This is a genomic window from Mesorhizobium sp. C264A (genome assembly GCF_040324515.1).
Taxonomy (GTDB): domain Bacteria; phylum Pseudomonadota; class Alphaproteobacteria; order Rhizobiales; family Rhizobiaceae; genus Mesorhizobium.
Window position 1 is genome coordinate 3,596,010 of sequence record NZ_JAMYVY010000001.1, and the last position, 25,972, is coordinate 3,621,981.

Here is a 25,972-nt window from a genome sequence, read left to right on the forward strand (position 1 = left end):
TCAAGGAGTAAAAAAAATGCTCGACCAATCCAACGAACTCAACGCCTGGGATCGCGACCACTTCTTCCATCCCTCGACCCATATGGGCACTCATGCGCGGGGTGAATCGCCGACCCGCATCATGGCCGGCGGCGAGGGCGTCACGGTATGGGACAACAATGGCAGGAAGAGCATCGATGCCTTTGCCGGCCTCTATTGCGTTAATGTCGGCTATGGCCGCCAGAAGATCGCGGACGCGATCGCCACCCAGGCGAAAAACCTCGCCTATTACCACGCCTATGTCGGCCACGGCACCGAGGCTTCGATCACACTGGCCAAGATGATCATCGACCGCGCGCCGAAGGGCATGTCGCGGGTCTATTTCGGCCTCTCGGGTTCGGATGCCAACGAGACCAACATCAAGCTGATCTGGTACTACAACAATGTGCTGGGACGGCCGGAGAAGAAGAAGATCATCTCGCGCTGGCGCGGCTATCACGGCTCGGGCGTGATGACGGGATCACTGACCGGGCTCGACCTGTTCCACAACGCCTTCGACCTGCCGCGCGCGCCGGTCCTGCACACCGAAGCGCCCTACTATTTCCGCCGCGCCGACCGCTCGATGAGCGAGGAGCAGTTCTCGCAGCATTGCGCCGACAAGCTTGAAGAGACGATCCTGGCCGAAGGTCCCGAAACCGTCGCCGCCTTCATCGGCGAGCCGATCCTCGGTACTGGCGGCATCGTGCCGCCGCCGGCCGGCTACTGGGAGAAGATCCAGGCGGTGCTGAAGAAGTATGACGTGCTGCTGGTCGCCGACGAGGTGGTGACGGGCTTCGGCCGTCTGGGCACCATGTTCGGCTCCGACCATTACGGCATCAAGCCGGACCTGATCACCATCGCCAAGGGCCTGACCTCGGCCTATGCACCGCTGTCGGGCGTCATCGTTGCCGACAAGATGTGGCAGGTGCTGGTGCAGGGCTCCGACAAGCTTGGCTCGCTCGGCCATGGCTGGACCTATGCGGCGCACCCGATCTGCGTTGCCGCCGGCGTCGCCAATCTCGAACTGATCGACGAGATGGACCTGGTGACAAATGCCCACGAGACCGGCGCCTATTTCCGCGCCGAACTCGCCAAGGCTGTCGGCGGCCACAGACACGTCGGCGACGTGCGCGGCGATGGCATGCTGGCGGCGGTCGAATTTGTCGCCGACAAGGACGACCGGGTGTTCTTCGACGCCTCGCTCAAGATCGGGCCGCAACTGGCGACAGCACTTGCCGCCAGCGGTGTCATCGGCCGCGCCATGCCGCAGGGCGACATCCTTGGCTTCGCGCCGCCGCTCTGCCTGACGCGTGAGGAAGCCGACATCGTCGTTTCGAAAACCGCCGATGCCGTCAACAGCGTGTTTTCCAATCTCTGAGATCGACCATGAATGCCATGACCAAGACCCTCCCCGCCACCATGGCCGCCGTGCTGCTCACCGGGCATGGCGGACCGGAAAAGATCGTCTATCGCACCGATGTGAAAGTGCCTGTGCCTGCCGCCGGCGAAGTGCTGGTCAAGGTCAGCGCCTGCGGTATGAACAACACCGATGTCTGGGTGCGCCAGGGCGCATACGGAACCGAGGAGGACGCTGCCGCCGTGTCGACATGGCGGCGGCAAGGCAACACGCTTACCTTCCCGCGTATCCAGGGCACCGACACAGTCGGCACCATCGCTGCTGTCGGCAAAGGCGTCTCGCCCGATCGCATCGGCGAGCGGGTGATGGTCGATTTTTCGATCTACAACCGCGACGACGATTCCCTCGCCGACATCGACTATATGGGCCACGGCCGCGATGGCGGGTACGCCGAATACCAGACGGTGCCGGGCGAGAATGCGCATGTCGTCGATACTAAGATGAGCGATGTCGAACTCGCCACCTTCTGCTGCGCCTACCTCACCGGCGAGCAGATGCTGGAACGCGCCGGGCTGAAAGCCGGCGAGCGCGTGCTGGTCACGGGCGCCTCAGGCGGCGTCGGTTCCGGCATCGTGCAGCTGGCGCGGGCGCGCGGCGCCATTCCCTACGCCGTCGTCGGCAAGGGCAAGGAGCAGGCGGTGCGCGACATCGGCGCCGAAGCGGTTATTACCCGTGGGGTTGCCGATCTTCCCGCCGCCGTGAATGAAGCCACTGGCGGCCAGCCGATCGATGTGGTCGCCGATCTCGTCGGCGGCGCGATCTTCAACGAGCTCTTGCGCATCCTGAGGCCCGAAGGCCGCTACACCACCGCCGGCGCGATTGCCGGTCCGGTTGTGCAGCTCGATCTCCGGACCATGTATCTGAAGCAGCTGCAACTGCACGGATCGAGCCAGGGGACGCGCGCCGACTTCCGCCGCATCGTTGGATACATCGAAGCGAAGAAAATCCGGCCTTTGGTTGGCGGCGTCTACAAACTGTCCGATTTCCACAAGGCGCAGGCCGACTTCATCGCCAAGGATTTCGTCGGCAAGCTGGTGATCGTGCCGGACGCCATGTGGAACCCGAATATCCGCACATAACGCCCCTACGTCAGAGCGCGTCGTAAACGGCATCATCAACACCTTGCGGCGTGGATCGATGTCGTCGAAACCCAGCATGCGGTCGGTGACGTAGCCGAATCCGACACCGGCGCCGGGATCGGCAAAACCGAGGGCGCCGCCCCAGCCGCCATCGCAGCGACGCGCGGCTGGCATAGGCGGCGTCGTCGAGTTGAAAGCCGGCGGCGAATTGTCGGCGCTTGAGACATAGCGCGCATGAGGGCGAACCGGAATCACCGCAACGAATGCAAGCCACAGGCCGGCAACCAGACCCTGCATCTTGACAGACGAGGCGAAAGCCAAAAGAGTGAAACCGGTTTCACTGGGGACCGCCGGTGCATTTCGATCTGTCCATTCTGCTCCCGCATCTGGGTTTTCTGGCGCGCGGCGCCGAACTTACGGCGGCGGCTTGCGCGCTGTCGCTGGTGGGAAGCGTCGTCATGGGCGCGTTGGTGGCGATCGCACGCACCTCCGCCTCGGCACTGCTTCGACGGATCGCCTTCGTCTATGTCGATCTCTTCCGCAATGTGCCGTTCATCGTCCAGCTGTTCTTCTTCTATTACGGCCTGCCCGAGCTCGGCATTTACATCGATGCCTTCACCACCGGCGTCGTGGCGCTTTCCATTGCCGGCGGCGCCTATGCCTCCGACATCATTCGCGCCGGCATCCTCGCCATAGACCAAGGCATCATCGACGCCGCTGAAGTGAGCGGCCTGTCCAGGCGCAAGATCTTCACCCGCATCGTGCTGCCGATTGCGCTGCGCACCTCCGTGCGACCGCTCGGATCCGTGCTCATCAACATGATCCTGACATCCTCGATCCTTTCGACCATCACGCTGAACGAGCTCACCGGCTCAGCCCAGATCGTCGTCTCGCAGACCTATCGGCCCTTCGAGGTCTATGTGGTGCTGCTTTGCGCCTACGCGGCCCTGACCTATCTGGTCTCGCTGGGCGTCACCCTGCTCCACCGCAATCTCAATCGGGACATGATGGAGGCGGTCGACTGATGCGGTTCAGCGACTTCACCTCCTACGACCTGATCCTGCTGGCGCAAGGTCTCGGCACCAACATCGCGCTGTTTCTCGTCACCTCTCTGATCGGACTGCTGATTGGCCTGAGCTGGGCGTTGGTGCGGTTCTACCGTGTGCCGGTTCTGGCCCAGGTCGTCACCTTCCTGTCGGAGCTGTTGAAGAACTCGCCGGTGTTGGTGCAGCTGTTCCTGGTGTTCTTCGGCCTGCCGGCGCTGTTGCATATAAGGGTGACGCCGGTCACCGCAGCGACCATCACTCTGTCGGCGAACACCGCGGCATTCGTCTATGTCATCGCGGTCTCGGCGATCGAGTCGATCGAACGCGAACAGGTCGAGGCCGCGCGTGTCTTCGGCCTGACTCGGTGGCAGGTCCTGCGCCATATCGTTTCGCCCCAGGCTGCCGCCTTCGCGGTCGGCCCGCTCGTCGCGCTGCTGGTCAACCAGCTTCAGGTGACGTCGCTGATTTCTGTCATCGGCGTCGTCGACCTGACCAAGATTGGCCACATCCTCAACATGCGAACCTTGAAGCCGTTCGTGGTCTGGACCGTCGTCGGGCTGCTCTACTATGGCGCGGCAAAGCTGGTCGCCCTGCTTGGCGAGCGTCTTGAAAACCGCCTGCGGGCGCACAGCGCCTGGCGGGGGCTTTAACATGCTCAAGATCGAAAACGTGCACAAAGCGTTCGGCGAGGTCACTGTGCTGGACGGCGTCGACCTGACGATCGCGCCCGGCGAAGTGGTCTCGATCCTCGGGTCGTCGGGGTCCGGCAAGTCGACACTGATCCGTTGCATCAACGGCCTCGAAAAGCTGAAGTCGGGCCGCATCACGGTCGACGATTTCGATGTCAGCAAGCCGAAGGAGCTGGCCGAGGCGCGCAAGCGCTCAGGCACCGTCTTCCAGCTGTTCAACCTCTATCCGCATATGAGCGCGCTTCAGAACATTACGCTCGCCCCGATCGAGGTGCTGAAGATGCCGCGCCCTGAGGCCGAGGCGCTGGCGCGCAAGCTGCTCGAGTCCGTCGGCCTCGCCGATCGGGCCAACGCCTACCCGGCGCAGTTGTCGGGCGGGCAGCGCCAGCGTGTCGGCATCTGCCGGGCGCTCGCCATGCAGCCGCGCTATCTGCTGCTCGATGAAGTGACCAGCGCGCTCGACCCGGAAATGACTTCCGAGGTGCTGGCCATCCTGGCAAAGCTCGCCGCGCAAGGCACGACGATGCTGTTCGTCACCCACGAGATCGAATTCGCGCGCGAGATTTCCAACCGCATCGTCTTCCTCGACAAGGGCAGGCTGGTGGTCGATCTGCCAACGGATCGTTTCTTCGCCGCGGACGGCGGCCGGGCGCAGCCGCGGGTTGCGCAGTTTCTCTCCAAGATGCGCAAGGACTAGGAATGCTGCTGTTAGCCAACAACGAAGCATGGCCGGGATTCGAAACCTCGGTGCAAATGCTGCGCGATGGCGCCGTCAGCCTGGACGCGATGGTTGCCGGCATCGGCATGGTGGAGAAAGAGGTCAAGGTTCGCAGCGTCGGTTATGGCGGCTGGCCGAACATGCTGGGCGAGATGGAGTTCGACGCCGGCGTCATGGACGGCAATACAAGAGAGGTCGGTTCAGTCGGCGCCGTGCCAAGGACCTTGGCGGTCGCTGCCCTGGCGCACCAGGTGATGAAGCGCCTGCCGCATGTGATGCTGACCGGCGAAGGGGCGCGGCGCTTTGCCAGCGGAATCGGTTTTGCCGAAGACGAAGTCTTGTTCGAGGACTCTAAGCGCGTCTGGTGGGAGCGGCTGCAACAGGAACTCACACCGCAACAGCTGGCGAAATTCCCCGATATCGATCTGGCGCCGCTCAGCCGTACTATAACCGATCCCGAGCGCGTCCGCGACACCACCGTCTTCCTGTCGGCGGATGCGCGGCGCGGCATCCATGCCGCGACTTCGACCTCGGGCTGGGCGTGGAAATATCCGGGCCGGCTCGGCGATTCTCCCATTCCCGGCGCAGGCTTTTACGCCGACAGCCGCTATGGCGCGGCGGCGTGCACCCATACCGGCGAGATGACGATGCGCTGCGCCACCGCACGGACCGTCGTGCTGGCCATGAAGCTTGGCCGATCCCTGTCGGATGCGGTCGCGCTGGCGGTCGAGGAACTGGCTGAACTCGACACCGGCTTCCTGGCCGGAGTGGTCATCCACGCCGTCGACGCCGAGCAGAACCACGAGGTGGTGAATTTCAGATGCGAGGGCGAGGTCCGCTACTGGCTCTGGAAGGATTCCATGCCCGCACCCGAATTGCGGGCAGCAAGACGTGTCACTAGAAAATAAGGAGAGGAACCATGAAAACCGTACTGCGTGCCTTCGCCGCGCTGGCCATCGTGGCCGGTTCGGCTTTTCCGGCCCTTGCCGGCATGATTGACGACATCCGCTCACGCGGCACCATTCGCATCGGCGTATCGCTCGGCGGCGAGCCGATCGGCTTTCGCGATGCACAAAACAACCCTGTCGGCTACGATGTCGATGTCGCGACGCTTCTGGCGCAAAAGCTCGGGGTGCCGGTCGAGTTCGTCGACGTCTCGGGCGATGCCCGTATTTCCATGCTGGTGTCGGGACAGATCGATGTCGCGGTCGCAAACACCTCGGCAACGCTCGAGCGGGCCAAGACCGTCAACTTCACCATCCCCTACAACCGGGCCGGGCTGCGCGTCATCGTCCAGAAGGATGCCGGGATAACCGATCTCAAGGGGCTCGCCGGCAAGAAGGTTGTCGTCGGCCGCGGCACCACGGGCGAAACCTTCCTCAGGGCGGCCGTGCCGGAAGCAGAGCTCGTCTATGTCGACCAGTTCGCGCCCGACGGGGTTCTGCAGCTGCAACAGAAGCGCGTCGATGCGGCGATCGAGGATTCCTCGCTGCTCGATTACCTCGCGACCAAGACACCGAGCCTGGTGACGCTGCCTGGCCTCTATTCCAACGATCCGATCGGCATCGCGGTCGCCAAGGGCGATCCCGAATTCGTCCGCTGGCTCGACATGTTCGTGTCCGACTTCATCCAGTCGGGCACCTATGAGACGACCTACAAGAAGTGGTGGGGGCCGGACTCCAACCCTCCGGCGCTCAACCCGCTGTGGTGACACCCACTACCGGTAACCGATCGGCGCACACTCGAGGCGCCGTCGCAACGATCGCCGATGTCGCGCGGCTGGCAGGCGTGTCGCGTGCCGCGGCCAGCCGTGCGCTGTCGAGCGGACCGCGACCGGTCTCGGCGGACAAACGCGAACGTGTCGTGCAGGCCGCCGCGCAGCTCGGCTACAAACCCAATCTCCTGGCGCAAAGCCTGACCACCAAGACCGTCAATCTGGTTGCCGTCGTGGTCAACCACATTCACGACCTTTCAGATCTCGACCTGTTCGACCGTCTGCTCGACGCAATCCAGTCGATCGGCAAGCAGGTCATCCTCATCCGCATCGGCTCGGCGGAAGGGGTCGAGGATTTTCTGCGCAACGGCGTTGCCTATCATGTCGATGCCGCCGTGGTGTTCTCCGACTTTGCCGATGCAGCGACGGTGCGGCGCATGTTTCGCTCGGACCTGGTCATCATGCTGAACGGACTGCATGACGATCTGTCACCCACAATCATTCCCGATGAAGGCGTCGGCATCGCCGAGGCCGTGGCGGATGCGGCGGCCAAGCGCGCGCGCACGGCCAGCCTGCTGACCGGCCGTTCGTCCTCGCGGGTCGAACAGCTGCGCATCGGCCACTACCTCGAAGCGTTCCGGCATCATGGAATTGAACTGCTGCAGACGGTCCAGGGAGACTATTCCTACGAGTCGGGCTATGCGGCAGCCGCCGGCCTGACGGGACGCGGCTGTCCCGATGCGGTCTTTTGTACGTCCGACGCGATGGCCATGGCTGTTCTGGATGTCTGCCGGGCGGATTTCCCCGACAACCGGCCCAGCCGCTTCCGCCTCTATGGCTTCGACAATGTGTCCCTGACCAATTTCGACGCCTACCCGATATCGTCAATCGGCTACGACAAATCAGACTATGTGGGTCATATCGTCGGCGCCCTCTCCAATCCGCAGGTCTTCATGCCCGGCCAGCCGCCTGTCGTTATATTGACCCGGCTGATTTCGCGCTTGACCGCGTAACTAGCGCCGATGTTGGACTGCTTGTCCGGCGTCGATCTCCCAGAGATCGAACGGAGATCGCGCCGGACAATGTACCGGCGCCTACTGCAATTTCGCCTGCAGCGCGTTGACGTCGTCGGTTGTCATTTCACCGTCGGTCGTCACCTTGCCGTCGACGATCTTCCACAGCCGGAACGGACCGGTGATGTCGCCATATTTGTCGAAGCTGACCGGACCGATGACGCCTTCATAGCGGATCGGCTTGCCGTCCTTGATCAGGCCGAGCGCCTTGGCGAACTCGTCCTTGCCGGCATAGATCGGTGTGCCGGCAGGATCGACCGCCTTGTACATGGCATCCTTGATCTTGGCTGGATCCTCGGAGCCGGCAATGGCAATGGCGAGGCCGACAATGGCGCCGGCATCATAGGAACGGTCGGCTGCCGGGTTCGACGGCTCGATACCCGAAAACTCCTTGTAGTTTTGAGGAAGTAGTCGGTGGAGGCCGTCGGGCTGGTGCCGGAAGAGGTGCCATAAGCATCCTTGAGATAATCGGCGCCGACGGATTCGATGAAGTCCGGGCTGTTCATGCCGTCATTGAGCAGGAATTTTTGCACGCCGCCCTGCGAGATCCAGGTGCGGGCAACCGTTGCGCCGTCGACCGGCGTGCTGACGAGGTAAAGCCCGTCCGGTTCGCCTCCCATCGCCGCCGTGACCTCCGAGGCATAGCTCGACTGCTTTTCGTTGTAGGGCGTGTCGGAGACGATGGTGCCGCCGAGCGCTTTGTAGGCGCGCGAGAATTCCGCCACCATGTTGACGCCGAAGTCGTTGTTGACGTGGATGATCGACAGTTTCTTAAAACCCTTGTCGATGGCGTATTTGGCGGCGGCCACGCCTTGCAGCGCATCCGACGTGATGGTGCGGAAGAAGATGCCGTTGGTCTTGCCGTCGCGGCCAAGGGCGGTCAGCGTCGGCGAGGATGAAGCCGGCGACACCTGCACGATCTTGGCCGGCCCGGTGACCGAGGTCAAAATCGGGATCGACACGGAGGAGATGATGCCGCCGATGATCACTGGCACCTTCTTGACCTGTACCAGCTGGGTCGCGGCATCGACCGCGATATTGCCCTGGCTCTGGCTGTCGCGCGTGTCGGTTGCGAGATCGCAGCCGCGTACGCCACCGGCTTCATTGATGTCGCGGAAGGCCATTTCGACGGACTTCGCCCCGGCCTGGCCGTATTCGCCGGCCGGACCGGTGAGCTCCATGACCAGGCCGACGGTGATCTTGCAGTCCGCTGCGTGTGCGGCGCCGGCCATCGTCACGAGAGCCAGTGCTGTGGTGATTTGAAGCATCGTCTTCTTCATTGCCGTTCCCCTTTTCTTGTTTGAACTTTTGCCTGTTCAGCCTTCCGGCGCCTGCAGCCAGGTCTCATGCAGATGCCGCCATTCGACGCCGTTTGGTGCCGATGAACTCGTGGTGAAGACCGCACTGGACTGCCGGCGACTGTGTTTGCCGGCGCGCAGTTGCGCCTCGATGTAGAAGATGACGATCGTGTCCGCGTCCTGCCAACCCGGCCTGATGTCCTCGATCGATATGGCAAAACCGTCGTCGCAAGTGGCGCGGCTTGTCCGGACATGATCTACGACCGCGTCGCGATCGAGGATCTGGCCATTCGGCGCCACCATGGTGAGGCCTTCGCCCATGACAGCCTCGAAGCGGCCGAACTCCACAGCGTCGGCTCGCGCGGCGACAAACCAGTCGACGAAGAAGCGATGCAGGTCGATGATTTCAGCGCTGGCACGCGAAAAAAGGGAAGGCTCTCCGCTCATTTCTTCCCCGCATTGAGGTTGTAATGCATGATCGAGCCGTGGCGGCCATGACGGTCGCGCTCCAGCGCGTAGACATCGCCCGCGAGGCCGGTGCCTTGTGCGATGGCGGCAGCAATCCGCGCGCGATCGTCGGCGTCGAGCGCGACGTCCATGATTTTCGTATTGGCCAGCGCATGTGCCTGGTTGCGCGCACCCACAATGACGGCCGCGACCTGCGGCTGCTCGAGCACCCATGCCGAGGCGATGGTGGCGATGTCGACGCCGTGGCGATCGCCGACCGCTTTCAGCGCCTTGAGCAGGGACTGGAACAGCTCCCAGCCGCCGAAGTCGTCGATGATCAGCTTGTATTTGACCAGCGAGCGGTTTTCGAGCGGCGTGGAGGGCTCGGCCACGCCAAGCCATTTGTCGCTGAGGAAGCCGCCCGCCACCGAGCCGTAGCAGAGGAAGCGGACACCGTTCTTAGCGGCAAGGCCCGCAAGGCTGTTTGCCGGCCGCTGGTCGAGCACTGAATATTGCAGTTGCTGGCTGACCAGCGGGATGCCCGCGGAGAGGATTTCGGCTAGCCTCGGCGTATCGAAATTGGTGGTGCCGAGATTGCGCACCTTGCCTTCCAGCCGAAGCTCGTCGAGCCAACCCATCGCCTCGACGTAACGAGGCTGGTCATAATCCCACCAGTGAAACTGCACGAGGTCGATCCGCTCGGTCTTGAGCCTGCGAAGCGACTGATCGACGATGCCCCTGATGTAGTCGCGGCTGATGCCTGCCAGTCGTTCGAGGTCCGGCACCAGCTTGGTGTGCACCTTCATCCTGGCCGCAACATCGAGACCGCGCTCGCCGGCCAGCCGCAGGCGCGCGGCGCCGATCAGTTCCTCGACGCCGGTGTAGATGTCGGCGCAGTCATAGGTCCAGATGCCGGCATCGAAAGTGGCGATGAGGTCGGTCACCGCCTGGCTGCGGTCGACGGCGCCATGCCCGCCGGCAAGCTGCCAGCCACCGCGGATGACTCGCGAGATCGCATAGCCGGGGCTGAGTTCGATGGTCCTGGCGGTCATCCCTTGTCGGTCTCCTTCGGCAGCGGCACGGCCGTGGTTTCGGCATGGCTGAACCGCCGCTTGGCAAGCCTGACGATGCGGAGCCGGCTGGCGCAATTGGGATCGGGACAGGCGATCTCGGCATCCGAGGTCATCCAGTCATTTGCATGCGTCGGGCGCTGCTTTGCCGCCAGGAGCGGCAACACGGCCGAGATCGAATAGATCGAAAAACCCTGCCCTGCCGGCAGCGAGAGCATTTCGCCCTTCAGTTCGAAATAGTCGCCGGCCCTGGCGCCGCAATAGACCGGCTTGCCTTCGGGAATGACCGCTTCGACGCGCAGATCGAAGAGCTCGAAACTGTCGTCGGCCATTCAGGCCTCCACCAGGCTGAAGGTGATGTCACAGGCGCCGTTGCGGCGGATAACGCCGCAGGCGGCGGCAAACTGATCGCGCTCTCCGGCAAGCACTTGCGCGACCACGCTGCCGGCCAGCCAGCCGATCGGGAACAGCAGCCGCGCCCCCTGCCCGTAGTACAGGCCGATATCGAAGATGGCATTGGGATTGCCGCCCCACACGCGTGGCGGCACATAGGACAGCACGATATCGCCGGGCTGCGGCGTCAGCGTTGCATTCTCCGGTGGCAAAGACTGGGCATAGGCCTGGCCGTGGAGATCGGCTGACGGAACCGGGCACGAGATTTCCGGTCCTGTCCACATCGCATGGATGCCTGGGATGATGCGTGGCTGCGCCAGATACGCCAGCAGGAAGGCGGCATTCTCCGGCGCCTTTTCGGGCAATAGCAGCGCCGTCACGGAAAGCTTCGAGCGTGGTTCTGTGATGCCGATGGCGGGCTTGGGCATGTCAGTCCTTCGCCGATTGAAGTTTGTCGCGCAGGAAGGCGAAGGGGCGGCTGATGTCGGCTACCAGCGCCTCGCGCGCCGCTTGCGCATCCTGTTTGGCAAGTGCCGCGACAATGCCGCGGTGATAGTGCGCGGTATCGACCTCGCCGGCCTCGGAGAAGGCATAGATGGCGACGCGGATGCAGGGTCCCGATTGAAGCCAGAGGCTTTCGATCATCGGGATCAGCACAGCCGAGCCGCAGCAGCGGTAGATCTCAAAATGGAAGCTCTGGTTGAGCGTCGCTTCGCGATCGATATCCTTCTTGTGCTTCAGGGCCCGCATCTCGTCCCATTCGCCCAGCATGGCTTCGATCGACGCGATCTGGCGCGGGCTCATGCGCCTGGCGGCAAGCGCGATCGCTTCGCCTTCGATGAGTGAGCGGGCACGCAGGAGGTCGTCGATGCGCTCCAGCGTGATCGGCGGCACGCGCACGGAACGGTTGGGCAGCGCCTCCAGTGCCTTTTCCGTGATCAGCCGGCCGAGCGCTTCGCGTACCGGCATGGTCGAGGTGACCAGCGCATCGGCAAGACCGCGGATGGTCAGCACCTGGTTCGGCTCGAAAAGGCCACCGATCAGGGCACGGCGCAACTCGGAATAGACGCGATCCTGCACCGTCTCGCGGCCGACCGGCGTAAGCTGGGCTGCGATCGTCCCATTGTTCTTGTCGATGGCAGCCTTCTGCATTACCGGCATTTGCCCCGTTTTCGGCTTGCGAATGAAATTAAAGCCGAATAGCGTGATCAACGCAAGTGTGATCACAAATCAAAAATCAGGAGGCGACAACGATCGTCTTCGGCCAGAGGGTTTGATGAGCGATGCAGCGCAGCGCCAAAGGCAGGAGACCCGTGCGCCGGTACTGACGGCGCGAAACGTCGTCAGGCGTTTTGGCGGTCTTGTCGCCGTCAGCGATGTCTCGTTTGATGTCAAAGCGGGCGAAATCCTCGGCCTGATCGGACCCAATGGAGCCGGCAAGACGACCATGTTCGACCTGCTCGCCGGCAGCATATTGCCAACCAGCGGCGATATCCTGCTCAATGGCACGCGCGTCTCCGGCGAAGCCGCTCATCTGCGTATCGGCCGTGGTCTTGGACGCACCTTCCAGATCCCACGCCCGCTGCCCAATCTGACGTTGATCGAAAACATCATGCTGGCGGCACAGGGCCAAGCCGGCGAAAAATTGCTCGCCAACTTCGTCACGCCTTGGCGGGTCGCAGCACAAGAAAGGGCTGCCAGGACAAAGGCGCTCGAGCTGCTGGAGTTGGTCACTCTCACCCATCTCGCGCACGAGCCGGCACGCGTGCTTTCCGGCGGCCAGCGCAAGCTGCTCGAACTCGCCCGCGTCATGATGGCCGACCCGGCGATCATCCTGCTCGACGAACCGGCCGCCGGCGTCAACGCGACGCTGCTCGAGATCATCATCGACCGCATCCGCGACATCAACGCGCACGGCATCACCTTTCTGCTGATCGAGCACAATATCGACATGGTGACGCGGCTCTGCCACCGCGTGCTGGTCATGGCGAGCGGCCAGTTGCTCAGCAAAGGCACTGCGGAAGAGGTCGCCCGCGACCCGCGCGTCATCGAGGCCTATCTCGGAGGCCCAGCATGAGTGAGACGGTCCTCGACGTGCGCAACCTCGAAGCCGGCTACGAGCCCGACGTGCCGATCGTGCGCGGCGCCTCGATCACCGTCGGCAAGGGCGAGATCGTCGTCGTGCTCGGTCCCAACGGCGCCGGCAAGTCGAGCTTCATCAAGGCGATCGCCGGCCTTGTCCCGATCACCGGCGGCGCGGTGTTCCTGGACGGCAAGGACATAACCGCTGCTCCCGCCCACACCATGGTTCGGCTCGGCCTGGCCTTCGTACCGCAGACGGAGAACATCTTCCCGCTGATGTCGGTCGAGGACAATCTGAAAGTCGCCTGCGGCATCCTCGAACGACGCGAAATCCCTGCCCGCATCGAGGAAATGTACACGGCCTTCCCCGACCTCGTCCGCCAGCGCCGCACCGCCGCCGGCAATCTGTCGGGCGGACAGCGGCAGATGCTTGCCGTCGCGCGCGCCCTGATCGTCCATCCCAAGGTGCTGGTACTCGACGAACCGTCGGCCGGCCTTTCGCCGAAATTCGTATCGACGGTGTTCGAGATGCTGGCCGGCATCCGCAGGTCCGGCGTCACCATCCTGCTGGTCGAACAGAACGCCAAGGCAGCGCTTGCCATCGGCGACCGCGCCTATGTGCTGGTCGAAGGCAGGGACCGGCACGAGGGTGTGGCATCCGAATTGTGGAACGATCCTGTCGTCGCCGAACTCTATCTCGGCCAACGCCCGTCCCCCGTCGGCAAGGGAGGCGCGGCATGAGCCTGCAATTTGTCGTCGATGGGCTGCTGACCGGCTCGATGATCGGCCTTGGCGCCATCGGCGTGACGCTGACCTACTCGATCCTGCGCTTCTCGAACTTCGCCCATGGCGACTTCATGGCCTGGGGCACCTATGCGACGCTCGCCGTCGTCAGCGCCATCGGCGCGATGTTCGGCAAGGTGGCGCCCATTGGTCCGCTGTCCTTCGGCTGGCCGCTGCTGGTTGCGCTGCTTGTCGGCATGGCTTTCACCGCCCTGCTGGCGCTGTTGCTCGACAAGGTGCTGTTTTCGCGGCTTCGCTCGCAGGGGCAAGCGATCATCGTGGTGATGGCGAGCTTCGGCGCCTCGATGGCACTGCGCAGCCTGCTCGAATTCACCTTCAGCTCACGCCCGACCTATTTCAGCCGCGCGATCCAGATCGCCATGCCGGTCGGCTTCGGCATCCGCATCACGCCCGATCAGATCGCGCTTCTGCTGCTGACCGCCGTGCTGGTGCTCGGCGTGCATCTGTTGATGACACGCACGCAGACCGGCCGCTCCATGCAGGCGCTGAGCCAGAATGCAGCGCTGGCCCGCATCGTCGGTATCGACGTTGCCTCCGTTGTGCGTGTCACCTGGATCATCGGCGGGGCGCTGGCCTGCGTGGCCGGCGTGATGATCGGCATTCTGGTGCAGATCCGCCCGTTCATGGGCTTCGACATGCTGCTACCGATGTTCGCAGCCGCCATCCTGGGCGGCATCGGCAGCATACCGGGCGCCGTGCTCGGCGGCCTGATCATTGGCCTTGCCGAAGCCGGTGCGGTGCAGCTGATCGGCGCCGAATGGCGCGCCGCAATCTCCTTCATCATCCTGATGGCGGTGCTGTTCGTGCGGCCGATCGGGCTGTTTGGTGTGAGGGAACGCTGATGGACCTGCTCGGCTACGGCGCCTTCTTCCTGACCACCGCACTGATCTTTTCGCTGGTCACACTGGGGCTCAATCTGCAGTGGGGGCTGACTGGCCTTTTCAATGTCGGTCTTGCCGGTTTCGTCGCCATCGGCGCCTATACATCGGCGCTGCTCACGACCCCGGACGATGCCGCGCGCTTCGGCGGCTTCGGTCTGCCGATCCTGGCCGGCTGGGCGGGCGCCATGATCGTCGGCGGTATCGCCGCAGCAATTACCGGCATGGCCACGCTGCGTCTGCGATCAGACTACCTGGCGATCACCACCTTCGGCGTCGCCGTCGTCGTGCAGCTGGTCGCGCTCAACGCGCAAAAACTCACGGGCGGCCCGTTCGGCATCGGTTTCATCCCGCGCCCGTTCGGCGGCCTTGCCGAAACGCCGCTGTTGTTCAACCTGTCGAACCTCGCCGTCGTTTCGGCTGTGACGCTGATCGCCTATCTCGCTCTGGAGCACCTGTCGCGCAGCCCCTGGGGCCGCGTGCTCAAGGCGCTGCGCGAGGACGAGCGAGCGGCGATTTCGCTGGGCAAGAGCGCGCGCTTCTACCGCGTCCAGGCCTTTGCCGTCGGCGGCGCCATCATGGCGCTGGCCGGCGCTTTGCAGGCGCATTTCACCGGCTTCATCGCGCCCGATAACTATCTGCCGATCCTGACCTTCCAGGTCTGGGTGATGCTGATCGTCGGCGGCTCGGGCAGCAATGCCGGCGCCATTGCCGGCAGCATCCTGGTCTGGGCGATATGGGCGGGGTCGGGCACGCTGACCAGCGTGCTGTTTGCGCCCGAGCAGCAAGCACGCGCGGCCTCGCTGCAGATCGTCGCCATCGGCGTCATGCTGTGCGTCATCCTGCTGATCCGGCCGAACGGATTGTTCGGCGATCGGCCGCGCCGGCCGAACCCCGGCAAACAGAAAAAGGCGGCGGCCAGCGAGAACGAGGCCGGACCATGAATGCCATGATCCGGCAAGACGTGCATGGCGTTTCACTCTGGCATGCCGTCAGCCGCAACCGCTGCGACCGGGGCACGCTGCAAGGCGGGCTCGACGTCGATCTCGCAATCGTTGGCGGCGGCTTTTCCGGCCTGTCGACGGCATTGCATGCCGCCGAGAAGGGGCTTTCGGTCGCGGTCCTCGAAGCCGAATTCATTGCCTGGGGTGCGACCGGCCGGAATGCCGGCTTCGTCGTTCCGAACTTCGCCAAGCGGGATCCAGACGACATCATCGCCGAACTCGGACCCGAGCGCGGCGGGTGCCTGGTTGACTTCGCCGCCGGCAGCGCCGACTTGGTCTTCGGGCTGATCAAGCGGCATGGCATAGAATGCGACGCTGTGCAGAACGGTTGGATCCAGCCGGCGCATTCGTCCGCCGCGCTGGAAAAGACGCGATCGCGCGCCGAGCAATGGGCGGCGCGGGGCAGGCCGACCGTAACGCTCGATGCCAAGGCGGTCACGACGCTCACCGGTATCGGCGGCTACGCCGGCGGTTGGATGGATAACTCGGGCGGCGTCCTCAATCCGGTCGAGTATGCGCGCGGCCTGGCCGATGCCGCCGAAAAAGCCGGCGCGCGGATCTTCGAGCAGACGCGCGTCGCTTCCATCGACCGCGCTGCGGATGGCTGGACCTTGACGACCGCATCCGGCGCCGTGCGTGCGGGCAAGGTGGTGATCGCCACCAACGCCTATGGCGGGGCACTGAACCGGACACTGGCGCGGACCTATATCCCGCTGAAAGTCTTCCAGATCGCCACTGCGCCGCTGTCGCGGGCCATACGCGCGCGCCTGCTGCCCGGCGGCCAGGGCGTCGGCGACACCAGGCGAAACCTGTTCACGTGCCGCTTCGATGGCCAGAACCGGCTGATCAGCGGCGGCATGCATGTCGTCGGAGCCGGCGCTGAGACGCGCATGCCGCAAACGATCTGGCGACGGCTCGCCAGGCATCTCGATTTGCCTGACCTGCCGCCGCTTGCCTACAGCTGGACAGGCGTGGCGGCGGTGGTGCCGGATTTCCTGCCGCGCCTCATCGACCTCGGCCCGGGCCTGATCGCCGGCTTCGCCTGCAACGGCCGCGGCATCGCCATGACCACGGTAATGGGCAGAGTGCTGGCGGACTGGGCGAGCGGAACGGACGCCCGATATCTGCCGCTCCCCTTCGCACCGCCAGCGCCGATCCCGCTGCACAACCTCGTGCGCTATGCACCGAATATGCTGCTCCCCTGGAGCATCCTGCGCGACCGGCTGGATTAGACAGCCAAGCCAGGTGATCCTCCTGCCGGCGCGCTCACAGCGACCCGAAAAGGACCGCCACACTGGCCCAAGAGGATATCGTCAGATCCCCTCCCCATCCAGCCGCATCTACTCCGCAGCCTGAACCCGATTGGCCTGGATGACCGCCCGGATCTCGGACCGGCAGGAGCCGCAATTGGTGCCGGCCTTCAGGGCGCCGCCTATGGCTTCGACTGTCGCGCACCCGGCTGCCACTGCCGCCGCGATCTGGTTGACCCCGACGCTGAAACAGGAGCAGACGGTCGCGCCCGCATCGGGCCGATCGGCGCCGGCGCGACCGGCGACGATCCTGAAGCGTTCGCGCTGGCTGGTGTGAACCTCCTGGAGTTGCTGTGCCGCCCAACCCCGCGAAACCGCCACCGGTCCCGACGCGATAAACAAAGCCCCGGCGAGGTGCTGGTCGTCGAAGGCAGCAATACGATGCTGGCCGGTATCGCGGTCGTGATAAGCGAGCGTATCGGCTACGGGAACATCGAAAAGCGAACCAGCAAAACCAGCCCAGTCGATGTCGTCGTCAGCAAAGGCAAGCTCCACCCGCCAGCCGCCCTTGCATTTGGCCACGGCCCAGTAATCTGCTGCGAACGCCACCGGCTTGCGGCGCACCACGGCGAAGCCGAAGGCTCTCGCGGCGAACTTCTCGATGCGGGCGCCGACATGTTTCAGCGCAGGCTGACCGGAAACCGGATCGGTCAGAGGCGCGGTCAGCGTGTCGAGCCGCCCTTTTGCCGAAAACTGGTCAGTCCAGTGCATCGGCGCAAACACGCTGCCCTGGCGCTGGCGTGCCGTCACCAGCGCGCGCACCAGCACATCGCCGCGCGGGCTGGAGACGCGCACAATGTCGGCGTCGCCAATGCCGTGATGCGTGGCATCCGCCGGGTGGATCTCGACGAAGGGCTCGGCCATGTGCTGGGAGAGACGTGGGCTTTTCCCAGTGCGGGTCATCGTGTGCCAATGGTCGCGAACACGGCCGGTGTTGAGGATCAGCGGATAGTCCGGGCTGGTGCGTGTCTCGACGATGGGACGAATGGCGATGAAGCGGGCCTTGCGGTCGGGATTGTAGAAATTGCCGTTGGCGAAGAAGCGGGTGCTGGAAGGGTCAAGTCCCGCTTGAACACCCCCCTCTGTCCTGCCGGACATCTCCCCCGCAAGGGGGGAGATTGGCAGCTTTGACGCCGGCATATCTTCTGCATCGTTGATAATTGGCGAAGGCCGAGGCGACGGCTGATCTCCCCCCTTGCGGGGGAGATGGCCGGCAGGCCAGAGGGGGGTGGCTGTGCTCGGCGCCGGCCATTGGAAAGGCTCAAGCGCTGCATAGGCCTCCTTATCAACACCAGCATAAGCGCCAATATCAAAATCCCGTGCGCCGTCATTCTCGAACCCGGACAGCGCGGCGTGTCCGGCGAAGATTTCCGCTGGCGACGAATAGGAAAACGCCTCGTCAAACCCCATCCGCTTGCCCACCTCGGCGACGATCAACCAATCCGGCCGCGCCTCACCGGGCACAGCAAGAAAGCTGCGCTGGCGCGAGATGCGGCGCTCTGAATTGGTCACGGTGCCGTCCTTCTCGCCCCATGCGGCGGCGGGCAGCCGCACATGGGCGTGGCGCATGGTGTCCGTGCTCGCCAGCACATCCGAAACCACGACGAACGGGCAAGCCTTGATCGCCGCCTCGACGGCATCGGCATCCGGCATCGAGTCGACCGGGTTGGTGGCCATGATCCACAATGCCTTGATGCGGCCGGCGGCGATCGCCTGAAACATCTCGACCGCCTTCAGACCGGGCTTTGGGGCGACGGCCGGCGCATTCCAGAAACGCTGCACGCGGTCGCGGTGCTCGGGGTTTTCGATCTCCATATGGGCGGCCAGCATATTGGCCATGCCGCCGACCTCGCGGCCGCCCATGGCGTTGGGCTGGCCGGTCACTGAAAACGGTCCTGCCCCAGGTTTGCCGATGCGGCCGGTGGCGAGATGGCAGTTGATGATGGCGTTGACCTTGTCGGTGCCCGAAGACGACTGGTTCACGCCTTGGCTGTAGACCGTCACTGTCTTTGCGGTGGTGGCAAACAGGCTATAGAAGCGGGCAAGCTCCTCTTCGCTCAAGCCGGTGGCGGCGGCAACGCCGGCAAGATCGAGTTTCGAGGCAGCGAAGAGCGCTTGCCCGAAGCCGGTCGTGTGGGCGGTGATGTAAGCGCGGTCGAGTGCGTTGTGCTGGCCGAGCCAGGCGAGCAGACCAGTGAACAAAGCAACGTCGCCATCCGGCGCGATCGCCAGGTGAATGTCGGCGATATCAGCGGTCATGGTGCGGCGCGGGTCGACCAGCACGACCTTCATCTCCGGTCGTTTTTCCCGGGCCGCCGCGATGCGCTGGAAGAGCACGGGATGGCACCAGGCGAGATTGGAGCCGACCAGCACGATCAGGTCGGCGAGCTCGAGATCCTCGTAGGTGCCGGGCACGGTGTCGGAGCCGAAGGCGCGGCGGTGGCCGGCAACCGAGGAGGCCATGCATAGCCGCGAATTGGTGTCGATGTTGGCCGAGCCGATGAAGCCCTTCATCAGCTTGTTGGCGACATAGTAGTCTTCGGTCAGCAACTGGCCGGAGACATAGAAGGCGACGGAGTCAGGACCGTGCTCGGCGATGGTTTGCGAAAAGGTCGAAGCGACGCGGTCGAGCGCCTCGTCCCAGCCGGTACGGCGACCGTGGATTTCGGGGTAGAGCAGCCTGCCGTCGAGGTCGATGGTTTCGGCCAGGGCCGAGCCCTTGGAGCAGAGCCGGCCGAAGTTAGCTGGATGTTCGGGGTCGCCGCGGACGCTGACTTCACCGTCCGCGGCGACTTTCGCCAGCACGCCGCAACCCACCCCGCAATAGGGGCAGGTGGTCCTCACCTCGCGCGCTTCGCCCAGTTCCATGCTTCAGGCCGCGCGGCTGGCCAGCGCTTTCAGCGCAATGAACAGGAGCTCGCCTTCGATCCGCACAGGAATGGTGCGCACGGCGCCCTCGTCGGCGCCGAGCGCCTTGCCCGTCTCCAGCGAGATGACCCAATTGTGCAAGGGACAGGTGACGGCGGTGCCGTGGACGATGCCTTGGCTCAGCGGCCCACCTCTGTGCGGGCAATGATCGTCGATGGCGTAGACCTGATCGTCCTGCGTGCGGAAGACGGCGATCTTACCCTCGGGTGTGTCGACGCAGCGCGCGCCACGCCGCGGGATGTCGGAGAGTGAGCCGATCGATATCCAGTCCATTTTGATCACTCCGCCGCCTGCGCAAACCCGACAGAAGCCATTGGCCGGAACTCGTGCTTGTCCTTGCCGGAGACGCGTTCCGACCACGGGTCGACCTGGGCGAATTTCTGGCTGAAGACGAAGCGCTCGTAATAGGCCTTGCGCTTTGCACCGTCGTCCATGATCTGGCGCTTGATCTCGGGGATGCCGATGCGCTTGGCCCATTTGTAGATGCGCTCGAGATAGCGGCCCTGCTCGCGATACATCTGCGTCAGCGCGACGATATGCTCCAGCGCCTCGTCCTCGGTCTTGACCAGGCCAAGCACTTCGGTGCCCTTGATGTCGAGGCCGGCGGCGCCGGCGAAATGGATCTCGTAGCCACTGTCGACACAGATCACGCCGACATCCTTGCAGGTCGCCTCGGCGCAGTTGCGCGGACAGCCCGACACCGCCATCTTAACCTTGGCCGGGGTCCACGAGCCCCACATGAATTTCTCGATGCGAATGCCGAGGCCGGTCGAATCCTGCGTGCCGAAGCGGCACCAGTCGGAGCCGACACAGGTCTTCACCGTGCGCAGGCCCTTGGCGTAAGCATGGCCTGAGACGAAGCCGGCCTGGCCGAGATCGGCCCACACCGCCGGCAGATCCTCCTTGCGGATGCCCAGCATGTCGATGCGCTGGCCGCCGGTGACCTTGACCATCGGTATCTCGAACTTGTCGACGACGTCGGCGATGGCGCGCAGTTCGGCGGCGTTGGTGACGCCGCCCCACATGCGCGGCACCACCGAATAGGTGCCGTCCTTCTGGATGTTGGCGTGGACGCGTTCGTTGATGAAGCGCGACTGATAGTCGTCGGCGTAATCGTTCGGCCAGTCGCAGACGAGGTAGTAGTTGAGCGCCGGCCGACATTTTGCGCAGCCGCAGGAGGTCGTCCATTCCAGCTCCTGCATGACGGCGGGAATGGTCTTCAGGCTCTTGGCGATGATCAGCCGGCGCACCTCGTCATGGCCGAGCGTGGTGCAGCCGCACATCGGTTGCACGGCGGCCGGGTTGTATTTGTCGCCGATGGTCAGCACCATCAGCTTCTCGACCAGCCCGGTGCACGAACCGCAGGAAGCCGATGCCTTGGTGTGGGCGCGCACGTCGTCGAGCGAAGCCAGGCCCTTGGCCGTGATCGCGCCGGTGATCTTGCCCTTGCAAACGCCGTTGCAGCCGCAGATTTCCGCATCATCCGGCAAGGCTGCAACGGCCGCCATAGGGTCCAGCGGGGCACCCCCCTGGTAGGACTGGCCGAAGATGAGCGTGTCGCGCATCTCCGATATGTCGGTCTGCTTCTTCTTGAGATCGTTGAACCAGGCCCCATCCGCCGTCTCGCCATAAAGCACGGTGCCGATGATGCGGTCGTCCTTGAGCACAAGGCGCTTGTAGACGCCGGCGGCGGCATCGCGCAGCACGATCTCCTGGCGGTCCTCGCCTTCGGCGAAGTCGCCAAGCGAGAACAGGTCGATGCCGGTGACCTTGAGCTTGGTCGGCGTGTCCATGTGGACGAAGGCCGCTGCCTCGTTGCCGGCCAACTGGTTCGCGGCAACGCGCGCCATCTCGTAGAGCGGCGCGACCAGCCCGTAGACCTGGCCGTAGACCTCGGCGCATTCGCCGAGCGCGTAGATGTCGGGGTCGTTGCTGCGCATGCCGGCATCGACGACAATACCACGATTGACGGCTATGCCGGCCTCCCTGGCCAGCGCCGCATTCGGCCGGATGCCGACCGCCATCACCACCAGCGTTGCCGGGATAATAGTGCCGTCGGCAAGCTCCACCTGCCCGACCTTGCCGTTGCCGGTGATCGCCTGGGTGTTGGCCTTGGTGATGACCTTGATGCCGCGCTGTTCCACCGCGCGCTGCAGGAGATAGCCGGCGGCTGGATCGAGCTGACGCTCCATCAATGTCGGCATGACATGCAGCACGGTGACGTCCATGCCTTGGGCGTTCAAACCTGCTGCCGCCTCCAGCCCGAGCAGGCCGCCGCCGATGACCACGGCCTTGGCGCGCGACTGGGCGGCAAGCATCATGGCCTGAACATCGTCGAGGTCGCGATAGGTCAGCACCCCCGGCAGATCATGGCCGGGCACCGGAATGATAAAGGGCACCGATCCGGTGGCGATGACGAGCTTGTCGTAAGGCTCGGTGACGCCGTGATCGGAGGTGACTGTCTTGGCCGCCCGGTCGATGGCGACGATCTTGTGACCTTTGTAGAGGGTGATGTTGTTGGCGATGTACCAGCCGTCGCCGTGGATGATGATTTCCTCATAGGCCTTTTCGCCGGAGAGAACCGGCGACAGCATGATGCGGTCGTAGTTCACCCGCGGCTCGGCGTTGAAAATGGTCACGGTGTAGCGGCCCGGCGCCTGTTCGAGCAGATGCTCCAGCATGCGCCCGGGGGCCATGCCGTTGCCGATGATGACGAGTTTTTCGGTCATGGCGTTACTCCGCGGCTTCGACGAAGCGGTGGCGTTCATAGAGGAACTTCAGCACCGCTTCGCGGCAGCGCAGGAAGGTGCGGTCGGAAGAGAGTTCGACGCGTCGACGCGGCCGCAGCAGCGGCACCGCAAGCACCTCGCCGATTGTCGCCGCCGGACCGTTGGTCATCATGACGATGCGGTCGGACAACAGCACCGCCTCGTCGACATCGTGGGTGATCATGATCGTCGTCGAGCCGAGCCTGGAATGGATGTCCATAACCGCATCCTGCAGATGGGCGCGCGTCAGCGCGTCGAGTGCCCCGAACGGCTCGTCGAGCAACAGGATCTTCGGCTCCATGGCAAGCGCCCGGGCAATGCCGACGCGCTGCTTCATGCCGCCCGATATTTCGGCCGGCCGCTTGTCCTTGGCATGGGCCATCTGCACGAGATCGAGATTGCGCATGATCCAGTCATGTCGCTCGGTCCTGCTCTTGGAACGGCCAAAGACTTTCGACACCGCCAGGCTGATGTTTTCGTAGACGGTGAGCCATGGCAGCAGGCTGTGGTTCTGGAACACCACGGCGCGCTCGGGTCCGGGGCTGTCGACCTCCTTGTTTTCAAGCAGCACGGCGCCGGCGGAAACCTTGGTCAGCCCGGCGATCAGATTGAGCAAGGTCGACTTGCCACAGCCGGAATGGCCGATGATGGAGACGAATTCGCCCTTGTCGATGGTCAGCCTGATGTCCTTGAGCACCTCGCTGACCTGACCGCCGCGGGCAAAGGATTTGTCGATATGGTCGAGCTTCAGATAGGCCGTCATCGCCCTCTCCTCACTTTGCCGTTGTGCCGCGGGTGACGAAAGCGCCGACCGCAGCGACCAGGCGGTCGAGGCAGAAGCCGGTGACGCCGATATAGGCGAGCGCGACGATGATGTCGGGCAGCCGCGACGAGTTCCAGGCGTCCCAGATGAAGAAGCCGATGCCGACGCCGCCGGTCAGCATTTCGGCGGCGACGATGGCGAGCCAGGACAGGCCGATGCCGATTCTGAGGCCGGTGAAGATGTAGGGTGCGGCGGCCGGAACCATGATCTTGACGAAGAATTCGAACTGGTTGAGCCGCAAGATGCGCGAGACGTTGCGGTAGTCTTCCGGAATGTTTCGCACGCCGACGGCGGTGTTGATGATGATCGGCCAGATCGAGGTGATGAAGATAACGAACAGCGCCGACGGGCTGGAATCGCGGAAAGCAGCCAGCGACAGCGGCAACCAGGCCAGCGGCGGCACGGTGCGCAGTATCTGGAACACCGGATCGAGGCCACGCATGGCCCAGATCGACTGGCCGACCAGGGCGCCGAGCGCGACGCCGACGATCGCCGCCAGGCCGAAGCCGATGGCGACGCGCTGCAGAGAGATCAGCACCCGCCACGCAAGGCCGATATCCTGCGGGCCGTTGTTGAAGAACGGATGCGCGATCAGGTCATAGGCCTCGTTCCACACCTGGCTGGGCGGCGGTAGGCTGGCGGTCGGCGACGAGCAGGCGATCTGCCACACGACCAGCATGAAGGCGATAACGATGACCGGCGGCACCAGGGCGGTGGCCAGCCTGCCGGCGATCGCGATCGGGTCGAAGCGGCGCCGCGCTTTGGCGGTGAAAGCGATGACTGCGGCAGGCTTGGCGGGGAACGCCTTCACCGTGGTTTCCTCAATGGCTTGGATGGACATGTCTGGGTATAACTCCGGGGTCGGTGCGGGCGACAACGGCGAAGCGCCGTTGCGCTGGGGCGACAAACGGCGGAACGCGCCGTTTGCGCTGGTCAAGCCGATGCCTTGATCTTCAGGCTGTCGAGATAGGCCGACGGGTTGGCCGGGTCGAAAATCTTGCCGTCGAAGAAGGTCTCGACGCCGCGCGACGACGAGGCCGGAATATCGGCTGCGGCAACGCCGAGATCCTTCGCCGCCTCGCGCCAGATATCCTCGCGATTGACCTGATCGACCAGCGTCTTGATGTCGGTGGTCGGCGCGAATTTTCCCCAACGGATGTTTTCGGCGAGGAACCAGCTGTCGTGGCTCTTGTAGGGATAGGAGACGCCACCCTTCCAGAATTTCATGTAGAGGTCAGTGCCGGTGGCCACGCGGCCGTTGCCGTAGTTGATGTCGCCCTTGAGGCGGCCGATAATGTCGGCGACAGGCACGTTCATCCATTGCCGCTTGCCGATGATGGCGGCCATCTCGTCCTTGTTCTCCGTGGCCTCGCACCATTGCTGGGCCTCCATGACGGCCATCACGATCGCCTTGGTGGCGTTCGGGTATTTGTCGATGAATTCGGCGCGCAGGCCGAGCGCCTTTCGGGATGACCCTTCCACAGTTCGCCGGTGGTGGCGGCGGTGAAACCAACGCCTTGGTGGACGAGCTGTTCGTTCCACGGTTCGCCAACGCAGAACACGTCCATGTTGCCGACTTTCATGTTGGCGACCATCTGCGGCGGCGGCACGACAATGGTCGAGACGTCCTTGTCGGGATCGATGCCGCCGGCGGCCAGCCAGTAACGGAGCCACAAATCATGGGTCCCGCCCGGGAACGTCATGGCGGCCTTGATTTCCTTGCCGACCGCCTTCTTGGCGGCGAAGGCGTCCTTCAGCTTGGAGGCGTCGAGGCCGACACCGGTGCCGGCGTATTCCTGCGCAACCGAAATGCCCTGGCAGTCGTAGTTGAGCCGCGCCACGATAGCCATCGGCATCGGCTGGTTGTTCTGCGTCACCTTGCCGATGTGCATGAGATAGGGCAGCGGCGTCAGGATGTGAGCGCCGTCGATGCCGTTGGCTTCGCCGCCGAGCATCAGATTGTCGCGCGTCGCGCCCCAGGAGGCCTGCTTGAGCACCTCGACGTCGGGCATGCCGAACTTGGCGAACAGCCCCTTCTCCTTGGCGATCATCAGCGGCGCCGCGTCGGTCAGCGCGATGAAGCCGAGCTTGGCGCCGGTGACCTCCGGAGCGGTCGTGGCGGCATAGGCGCCCGAGGGGAAGAGCTTGCGGGCCGCCACGAACAGGCCGGCCGTCATGGCGCTGCTGACAAGAAAATCGCGGCGCGTCACATCCTTGAGCGATGTTCCCGTCCCGATCCATTTCCCTATTTTTCTTTCATCGTGATCTCCGGTTGAACGCTTCGTCGAGTGGCCCAAAACAAAAAAGCCGCCGTCCAGGCCTCGCGCGTCCGTACATCCGGGATCGCGTCGTTGACCTGAGCGGCAGCTTTGCCTGTGGCGCCCGCCATTGGACGCCTGTTCCGTGACCCGGG

General features: G+C 64.1%; 23 protein-coding genes and 2 pseudogenes. 13 read left to right on the top strand and 12 right to left on the bottom strand.

Features of this window, described 5'->3' with window-relative positions; genetic code table 11:
* The first annotated feature begins 16 nt into the window (after positions 1–16).
* The 8 genes from NKL04_RS17665 (at position 17) to NKL04_RS17700 (ending at position 7,694) form a co-directional block, all read left to right on the top strand.
* Complete coding sequence (locus NKL04_RS17665; protein ID WP_023699813.1) at positions 17–1,396, top strand: aspartate aminotransferase family protein; 1,380 nt, start codon at positions 17–19, stop codon at positions 1,394–1,396.
* A gap of 8 nt (positions 1,397–1,404) precedes the next feature.
* Positions 1,405–2,514, top strand: coding sequence for an alcohol dehydrogenase family protein (locus NKL04_RS17670; RefSeq protein ID WP_023699814.1), 1,110 nt, complete (start codon positions 1,405–1,407; stop codon positions 2,512–2,514).
* Positions 2,515–2,867: 353 nt separating this feature from the next.
* Positions 2,868–3,539 carry an amino acid ABC transporter permease gene (locus tag NKL04_RS17675; protein ID WP_023699815.1) on the top strand — a complete coding sequence of 224 codons (672 nt, stop codon included), beginning with the start codon at positions 2,868–2,870 and terminating at the stop codon, positions 3,537–3,539.
* Positions 3,539–4,210 carry an amino acid ABC transporter permease gene (locus NKL04_RS17680; protein WP_023667866.1) on the top strand — a complete coding sequence of 224 codons (672 nt, stop codon included), beginning with the start codon at positions 3,539–3,541 and terminating at the stop codon, positions 4,208–4,210. Before NKL04_RS17675 ends, NKL04_RS17680 begins: the two co-directional genes overlap by 1 nt.
* 1 nt (position 4,211) lies before the next feature.
* Positions 4,212–4,946, top strand: coding sequence for an amino acid ABC transporter ATP-binding protein (locus NKL04_RS17685; RefSeq protein WP_023699816.1), 735 nt, complete (start codon positions 4,212–4,214; stop codon positions 4,944–4,946).
* A gap of 2 nt (positions 4,947–4,948) precedes the next feature.
* Entirely contained in the window at positions 4,949–5,875 is a 927-nt protein-coding gene (locus NKL04_RS17690; RefSeq protein ID WP_023699817.1) for an isoaspartyl peptidase/L-asparaginase, read from the top strand.
* 11 nt (positions 5,876–5,886) lie between these two features.
* Positions 5,887–6,678, top strand: coding sequence for a transporter substrate-binding domain-containing protein (locus tag NKL04_RS17695; protein WP_023699818.1), 792 nt, complete (start codon positions 5,887–5,889; stop codon positions 6,676–6,678).
* Complete coding sequence (locus NKL04_RS17700) at positions 6,672–7,694, top strand: LacI family DNA-binding transcriptional regulator (protein ID WP_245271343.1); 1,023 nt, start codon at positions 6,672–6,674, stop codon at positions 7,692–7,694. Before NKL04_RS17695 ends, NKL04_RS17700 begins: the two co-directional genes overlap by 7 nt.
* 81 nt (positions 7,695–7,775) lie before the next feature.
* Here the strand turns inward: NKL04_RS17700 and NKL04_RS17705 are convergent.
* The 6 genes and pseudogenes from NKL04_RS17705 to NKL04_RS17730 all read right to left on the bottom strand — a co-directional run bounded on the left by NKL04_RS17705 (position 7,776) and on the right by NKL04_RS17730 (position 12,114).
* Positions 7,776–9,034 (bottom strand): annotated as a pseudogene (locus tag NKL04_RS17705) (ABC transporter substrate-binding protein).
* 36 nt (positions 9,035–9,070) lie between these two features.
* On the bottom strand, positions 9,071–9,499 hold the full coding sequence (locus tag NKL04_RS17710; RefSeq protein WP_023667860.1) for a hypothetical protein: 429 nt from the start codon (positions 9,497–9,499) through the stop codon (positions 9,071–9,073).
* The gene (locus NKL04_RS17715) at positions 9,496–10,551 is read right to left on the bottom strand and encodes an aldo/keto reductase (RefSeq protein WP_023699821.1); all 1,056 of its coding nucleotides are present in this window, start codon (positions 10,549–10,551) and stop codon (positions 9,496–9,498) included. Before NKL04_RS17715 ends, NKL04_RS17710 begins: the two co-directional genes overlap by 4 nt.
* Positions 10,548–10,901, bottom strand: coding sequence for a TIGR04076 family protein (locus tag NKL04_RS17720; protein WP_023667858.1), 354 nt, complete (start codon positions 10,899–10,901; stop codon positions 10,548–10,550). Before NKL04_RS17720 ends, NKL04_RS17715 begins: the two co-directional genes overlap by 4 nt.
* Positions 10,902–11,390 (bottom strand): DUF3830 family protein, encoded by a 489-nt coding sequence (locus tag NKL04_RS17725; protein ID WP_023667857.1) that lies wholly within the window; start codon positions 11,388–11,390, stop codon positions 10,902–10,904. It lies immediately after the preceding gene.
* 1 nt (position 11,391) lies between these two features.
* Entirely contained in the window at positions 11,392–12,114 is a 723-nt protein-coding gene (locus NKL04_RS17730) for a GntR family transcriptional regulator (RefSeq protein ID WP_023699822.1), read from the bottom strand.
* 124 nt (positions 12,115–12,238) lie between these two features.
* Between NKL04_RS17730 and NKL04_RS17735 the strand changes: the two genes are divergently transcribed.
* The 5 genes from NKL04_RS17735 to NKL04_RS17755 are packed head-to-tail and all read left to right on the top strand — an operon-like array spanning position 12,239 to position 16,962.
* Positions 12,239–13,039, top strand: a complete 801-nt coding sequence (locus NKL04_RS17735) for an ABC transporter ATP-binding protein (RefSeq protein ID WP_023699823.1) — start codon at positions 12,239–12,241, stop codon at positions 13,037–13,039.
* Positions 13,036–13,785, top strand: a complete 750-nt coding sequence (locus NKL04_RS17740) for an ABC transporter ATP-binding protein (protein ID WP_023699824.1) — start codon at positions 13,036–13,038, stop codon at positions 13,783–13,785. Before NKL04_RS17735 ends, NKL04_RS17740 begins: the two co-directional genes overlap by 4 nt.
* Positions 13,782–14,690, top strand: coding sequence for a branched-chain amino acid ABC transporter permease (locus NKL04_RS17745; RefSeq protein ID WP_352723902.1), 909 nt, complete (start codon positions 13,782–13,784; stop codon positions 14,688–14,690). Before NKL04_RS17740 ends, NKL04_RS17745 begins: the two co-directional genes overlap by 4 nt.
* Complete coding sequence (locus tag NKL04_RS17750; protein ID WP_031209028.1) at positions 14,687–15,670, top strand: branched-chain amino acid ABC transporter permease; 984 nt, start codon at positions 14,687–14,689, stop codon at positions 15,668–15,670. Before NKL04_RS17745 ends, NKL04_RS17750 begins: the two co-directional genes overlap by 4 nt.
* On the top strand, positions 15,667–16,962 hold the full coding sequence (locus NKL04_RS17755; protein ID WP_023699828.1) for an NAD(P)/FAD-dependent oxidoreductase: 1,296 nt from the start codon (positions 15,667–15,669) through the stop codon (positions 16,960–16,962). The genes NKL04_RS17750 and NKL04_RS17755 overlap by 4 nt, the downstream gene beginning before the upstream one ends.
* 108 nt (positions 16,963–17,070) lie before the next feature.
* Here the strand turns inward: NKL04_RS17755 and NKL04_RS17760 are convergent, their stop codons facing one another.
* From NKL04_RS17760 to NKL04_RS17785, 6 genes and pseudogenes are all read right to left on the bottom strand, one after another.
* Positions 17,071–19,908, bottom strand: a complete 2,838-nt coding sequence (locus NKL04_RS17760) for a nitrate reductase (protein ID WP_023699829.1) — start codon at positions 19,906–19,908, stop codon at positions 17,071–17,073.
* A gap of 3 nt (positions 19,909–19,911) precedes the next feature.
* Entirely contained in the window at positions 19,912–20,241 is a 330-nt protein-coding gene (nirD, locus tag NKL04_RS17765; protein ID WP_023686954.1) for a nitrite reductase small subunit NirD, read from the bottom strand.
* A 5-nt stretch (positions 20,242–20,246) separates the two neighbouring features.
* Complete coding sequence (gene nirB / locus NKL04_RS17770; RefSeq protein ID WP_023686953.1) at positions 20,247–22,697, bottom strand: nitrite reductase large subunit NirB; 2,451 nt, start codon at positions 22,695–22,697, stop codon at positions 20,247–20,249.
* Positions 22,698–22,701: 4 nt separating this feature from the next.
* Positions 22,702–23,499 carry an ABC transporter ATP-binding protein gene (locus NKL04_RS17775; RefSeq protein ID WP_023667847.1) on the bottom strand — a complete coding sequence of 266 codons (798 nt, stop codon included), beginning with the start codon at positions 23,497–23,499 and terminating at the stop codon, positions 22,702–22,704.
* A 10-nt stretch (positions 23,500–23,509) separates the two neighbouring features.
* A complete protein-coding gene (ntrB, locus tag NKL04_RS17780) occupies positions 23,510–24,400 on the bottom strand; it encodes a nitrate ABC transporter permease (protein WP_023682697.1) in 891 nt (296 codons plus the stop codon).
* A 92-nt stretch (positions 24,401–24,492) separates the two neighbouring features.
* Positions 24,493–25,736, bottom strand: a pseudogene (locus NKL04_RS17785) (CmpA/NrtA family ABC transporter substrate-binding protein).
* Positions 25,737–25,972 lie beyond the last annotated feature (236 nt).

What these genes read in the sequence shown, in the direction of transcription:
- NKL04_RS17755 (WP_023699828.1), top strand. Translation starts at nt 15,667, where the DNA reads ATGAATGCCATGATCCGGCAAGACGTGCATGGCGTTTCACTCTGGCAT.
- NKL04_RS17695 (WP_023699818.1), top strand. Translation starts at nt 5,887, where the DNA reads ATGAAAACCGTACTGCGTGCCTTCGCCGCGCTGGCCATCGTGGCCGGT.
- NKL04_RS17760 (WP_023699829.1), bottom strand. Translation starts at nt 19,908, where the DNA reads ATGGAACTGGGCGAAGCGCGCGAGGTGAGGACCACCTGCCCCTATTGC.
- nirB (WP_023686953.1), bottom strand. Translation starts at nt 22,697, where the DNA reads ATGACCGAAAAACTCGTCATCATCGGCAACGGCATGGCCCCCGGGCGC.
- NKL04_RS17715 (WP_023699821.1), bottom strand. Translation starts at nt 10,551, where the DNA reads ATGACCGCCAGGACCATCGAACTCAGCCCCGGCTATGCGATCTCGCGA.
- NKL04_RS17665 (WP_023699813.1), top strand. Translation starts at nt 17, where the DNA reads ATGCTCGACCAATCCAACGAACTCAACGCCTGGGATCGCGACCACTTC.
- NKL04_RS17690 (WP_023699817.1), top strand. Translation starts at nt 4,949, where the DNA reads ATGCTGCTGTTAGCCAACAACGAAGCATGGCCGGGATTCGAAACCTCG.
- NKL04_RS17745 (WP_352723902.1), top strand. Translation starts at nt 13,782, where the DNA reads ATGAGCCTGCAATTTGTCGTCGATGGGCTGCTGACCGGCTCGATGATC.
- NKL04_RS17735 (WP_023699823.1), top strand. Translation starts at nt 12,239, where the DNA reads ATGAGCGATGCAGCGCAGCGCCAAAGGCAGGAGACCCGTGCGCCGGTA.
- NKL04_RS17725 (WP_023667857.1), bottom strand. Translation starts at nt 11,390, where the DNA reads ATGCCCAAGCCCGCCATCGGCATCACAGAACCACGCTCGAAGCTTTCC.
- NKL04_RS17740 (WP_023699824.1), top strand. Translation starts at nt 13,036, where the DNA reads ATGAGTGAGACGGTCCTCGACGTGCGCAACCTCGAAGCCGGCTACGAG.
- NKL04_RS17730 (WP_023699822.1), bottom strand. Translation starts at nt 12,114, where the DNA reads ATGCAGAAGGCTGCCATCGACAAGAACAATGGGACGATCGCAGCCCAG.
- NKL04_RS17720 (WP_023667858.1), bottom strand. Translation starts at nt 10,901, where the DNA reads ATGGCCGACGACAGTTTCGAGCTCTTCGATCTGCGCGTCGAAGCGGTC.
- nirD (WP_023686954.1), bottom strand. Translation starts at nt 20,241, where the DNA reads ATGGACTGGATATCGATCGGCTCACTCTCCGACATCCCGCGGCGTGGC.
- ntrB (WP_023682697.1), bottom strand. Translation starts at nt 24,400, where the DNA reads ATGTCCATCCAAGCCATTGAGGAAACCACGGTGAAGGCGTTCCCCGCC.
- NKL04_RS17680 (WP_023667866.1), top strand. Translation starts at nt 3,539, where the DNA reads ATGCGGTTCAGCGACTTCACCTCCTACGACCTGATCCTGCTGGCGCAA.
- NKL04_RS17670 (WP_023699814.1), top strand. Translation starts at nt 1,405, where the DNA reads ATGAATGCCATGACCAAGACCCTCCCCGCCACCATGGCCGCCGTGCTG.
- NKL04_RS17775 (WP_023667847.1), bottom strand. Translation starts at nt 23,499, where the DNA reads ATGACGGCCTATCTGAAGCTCGACCATATCGACAAATCCTTTGCCCGC.
- NKL04_RS17710 (WP_023667860.1), bottom strand. Translation starts at nt 9,499, where the DNA reads ATGAGCGGAGAGCCTTCCCTTTTTTCGCGTGCCAGCGCTGAAATCATC.
- NKL04_RS17685 (WP_023699816.1), top strand. Translation starts at nt 4,212, where the DNA reads ATGCTCAAGATCGAAAACGTGCACAAAGCGTTCGGCGAGGTCACTGTG.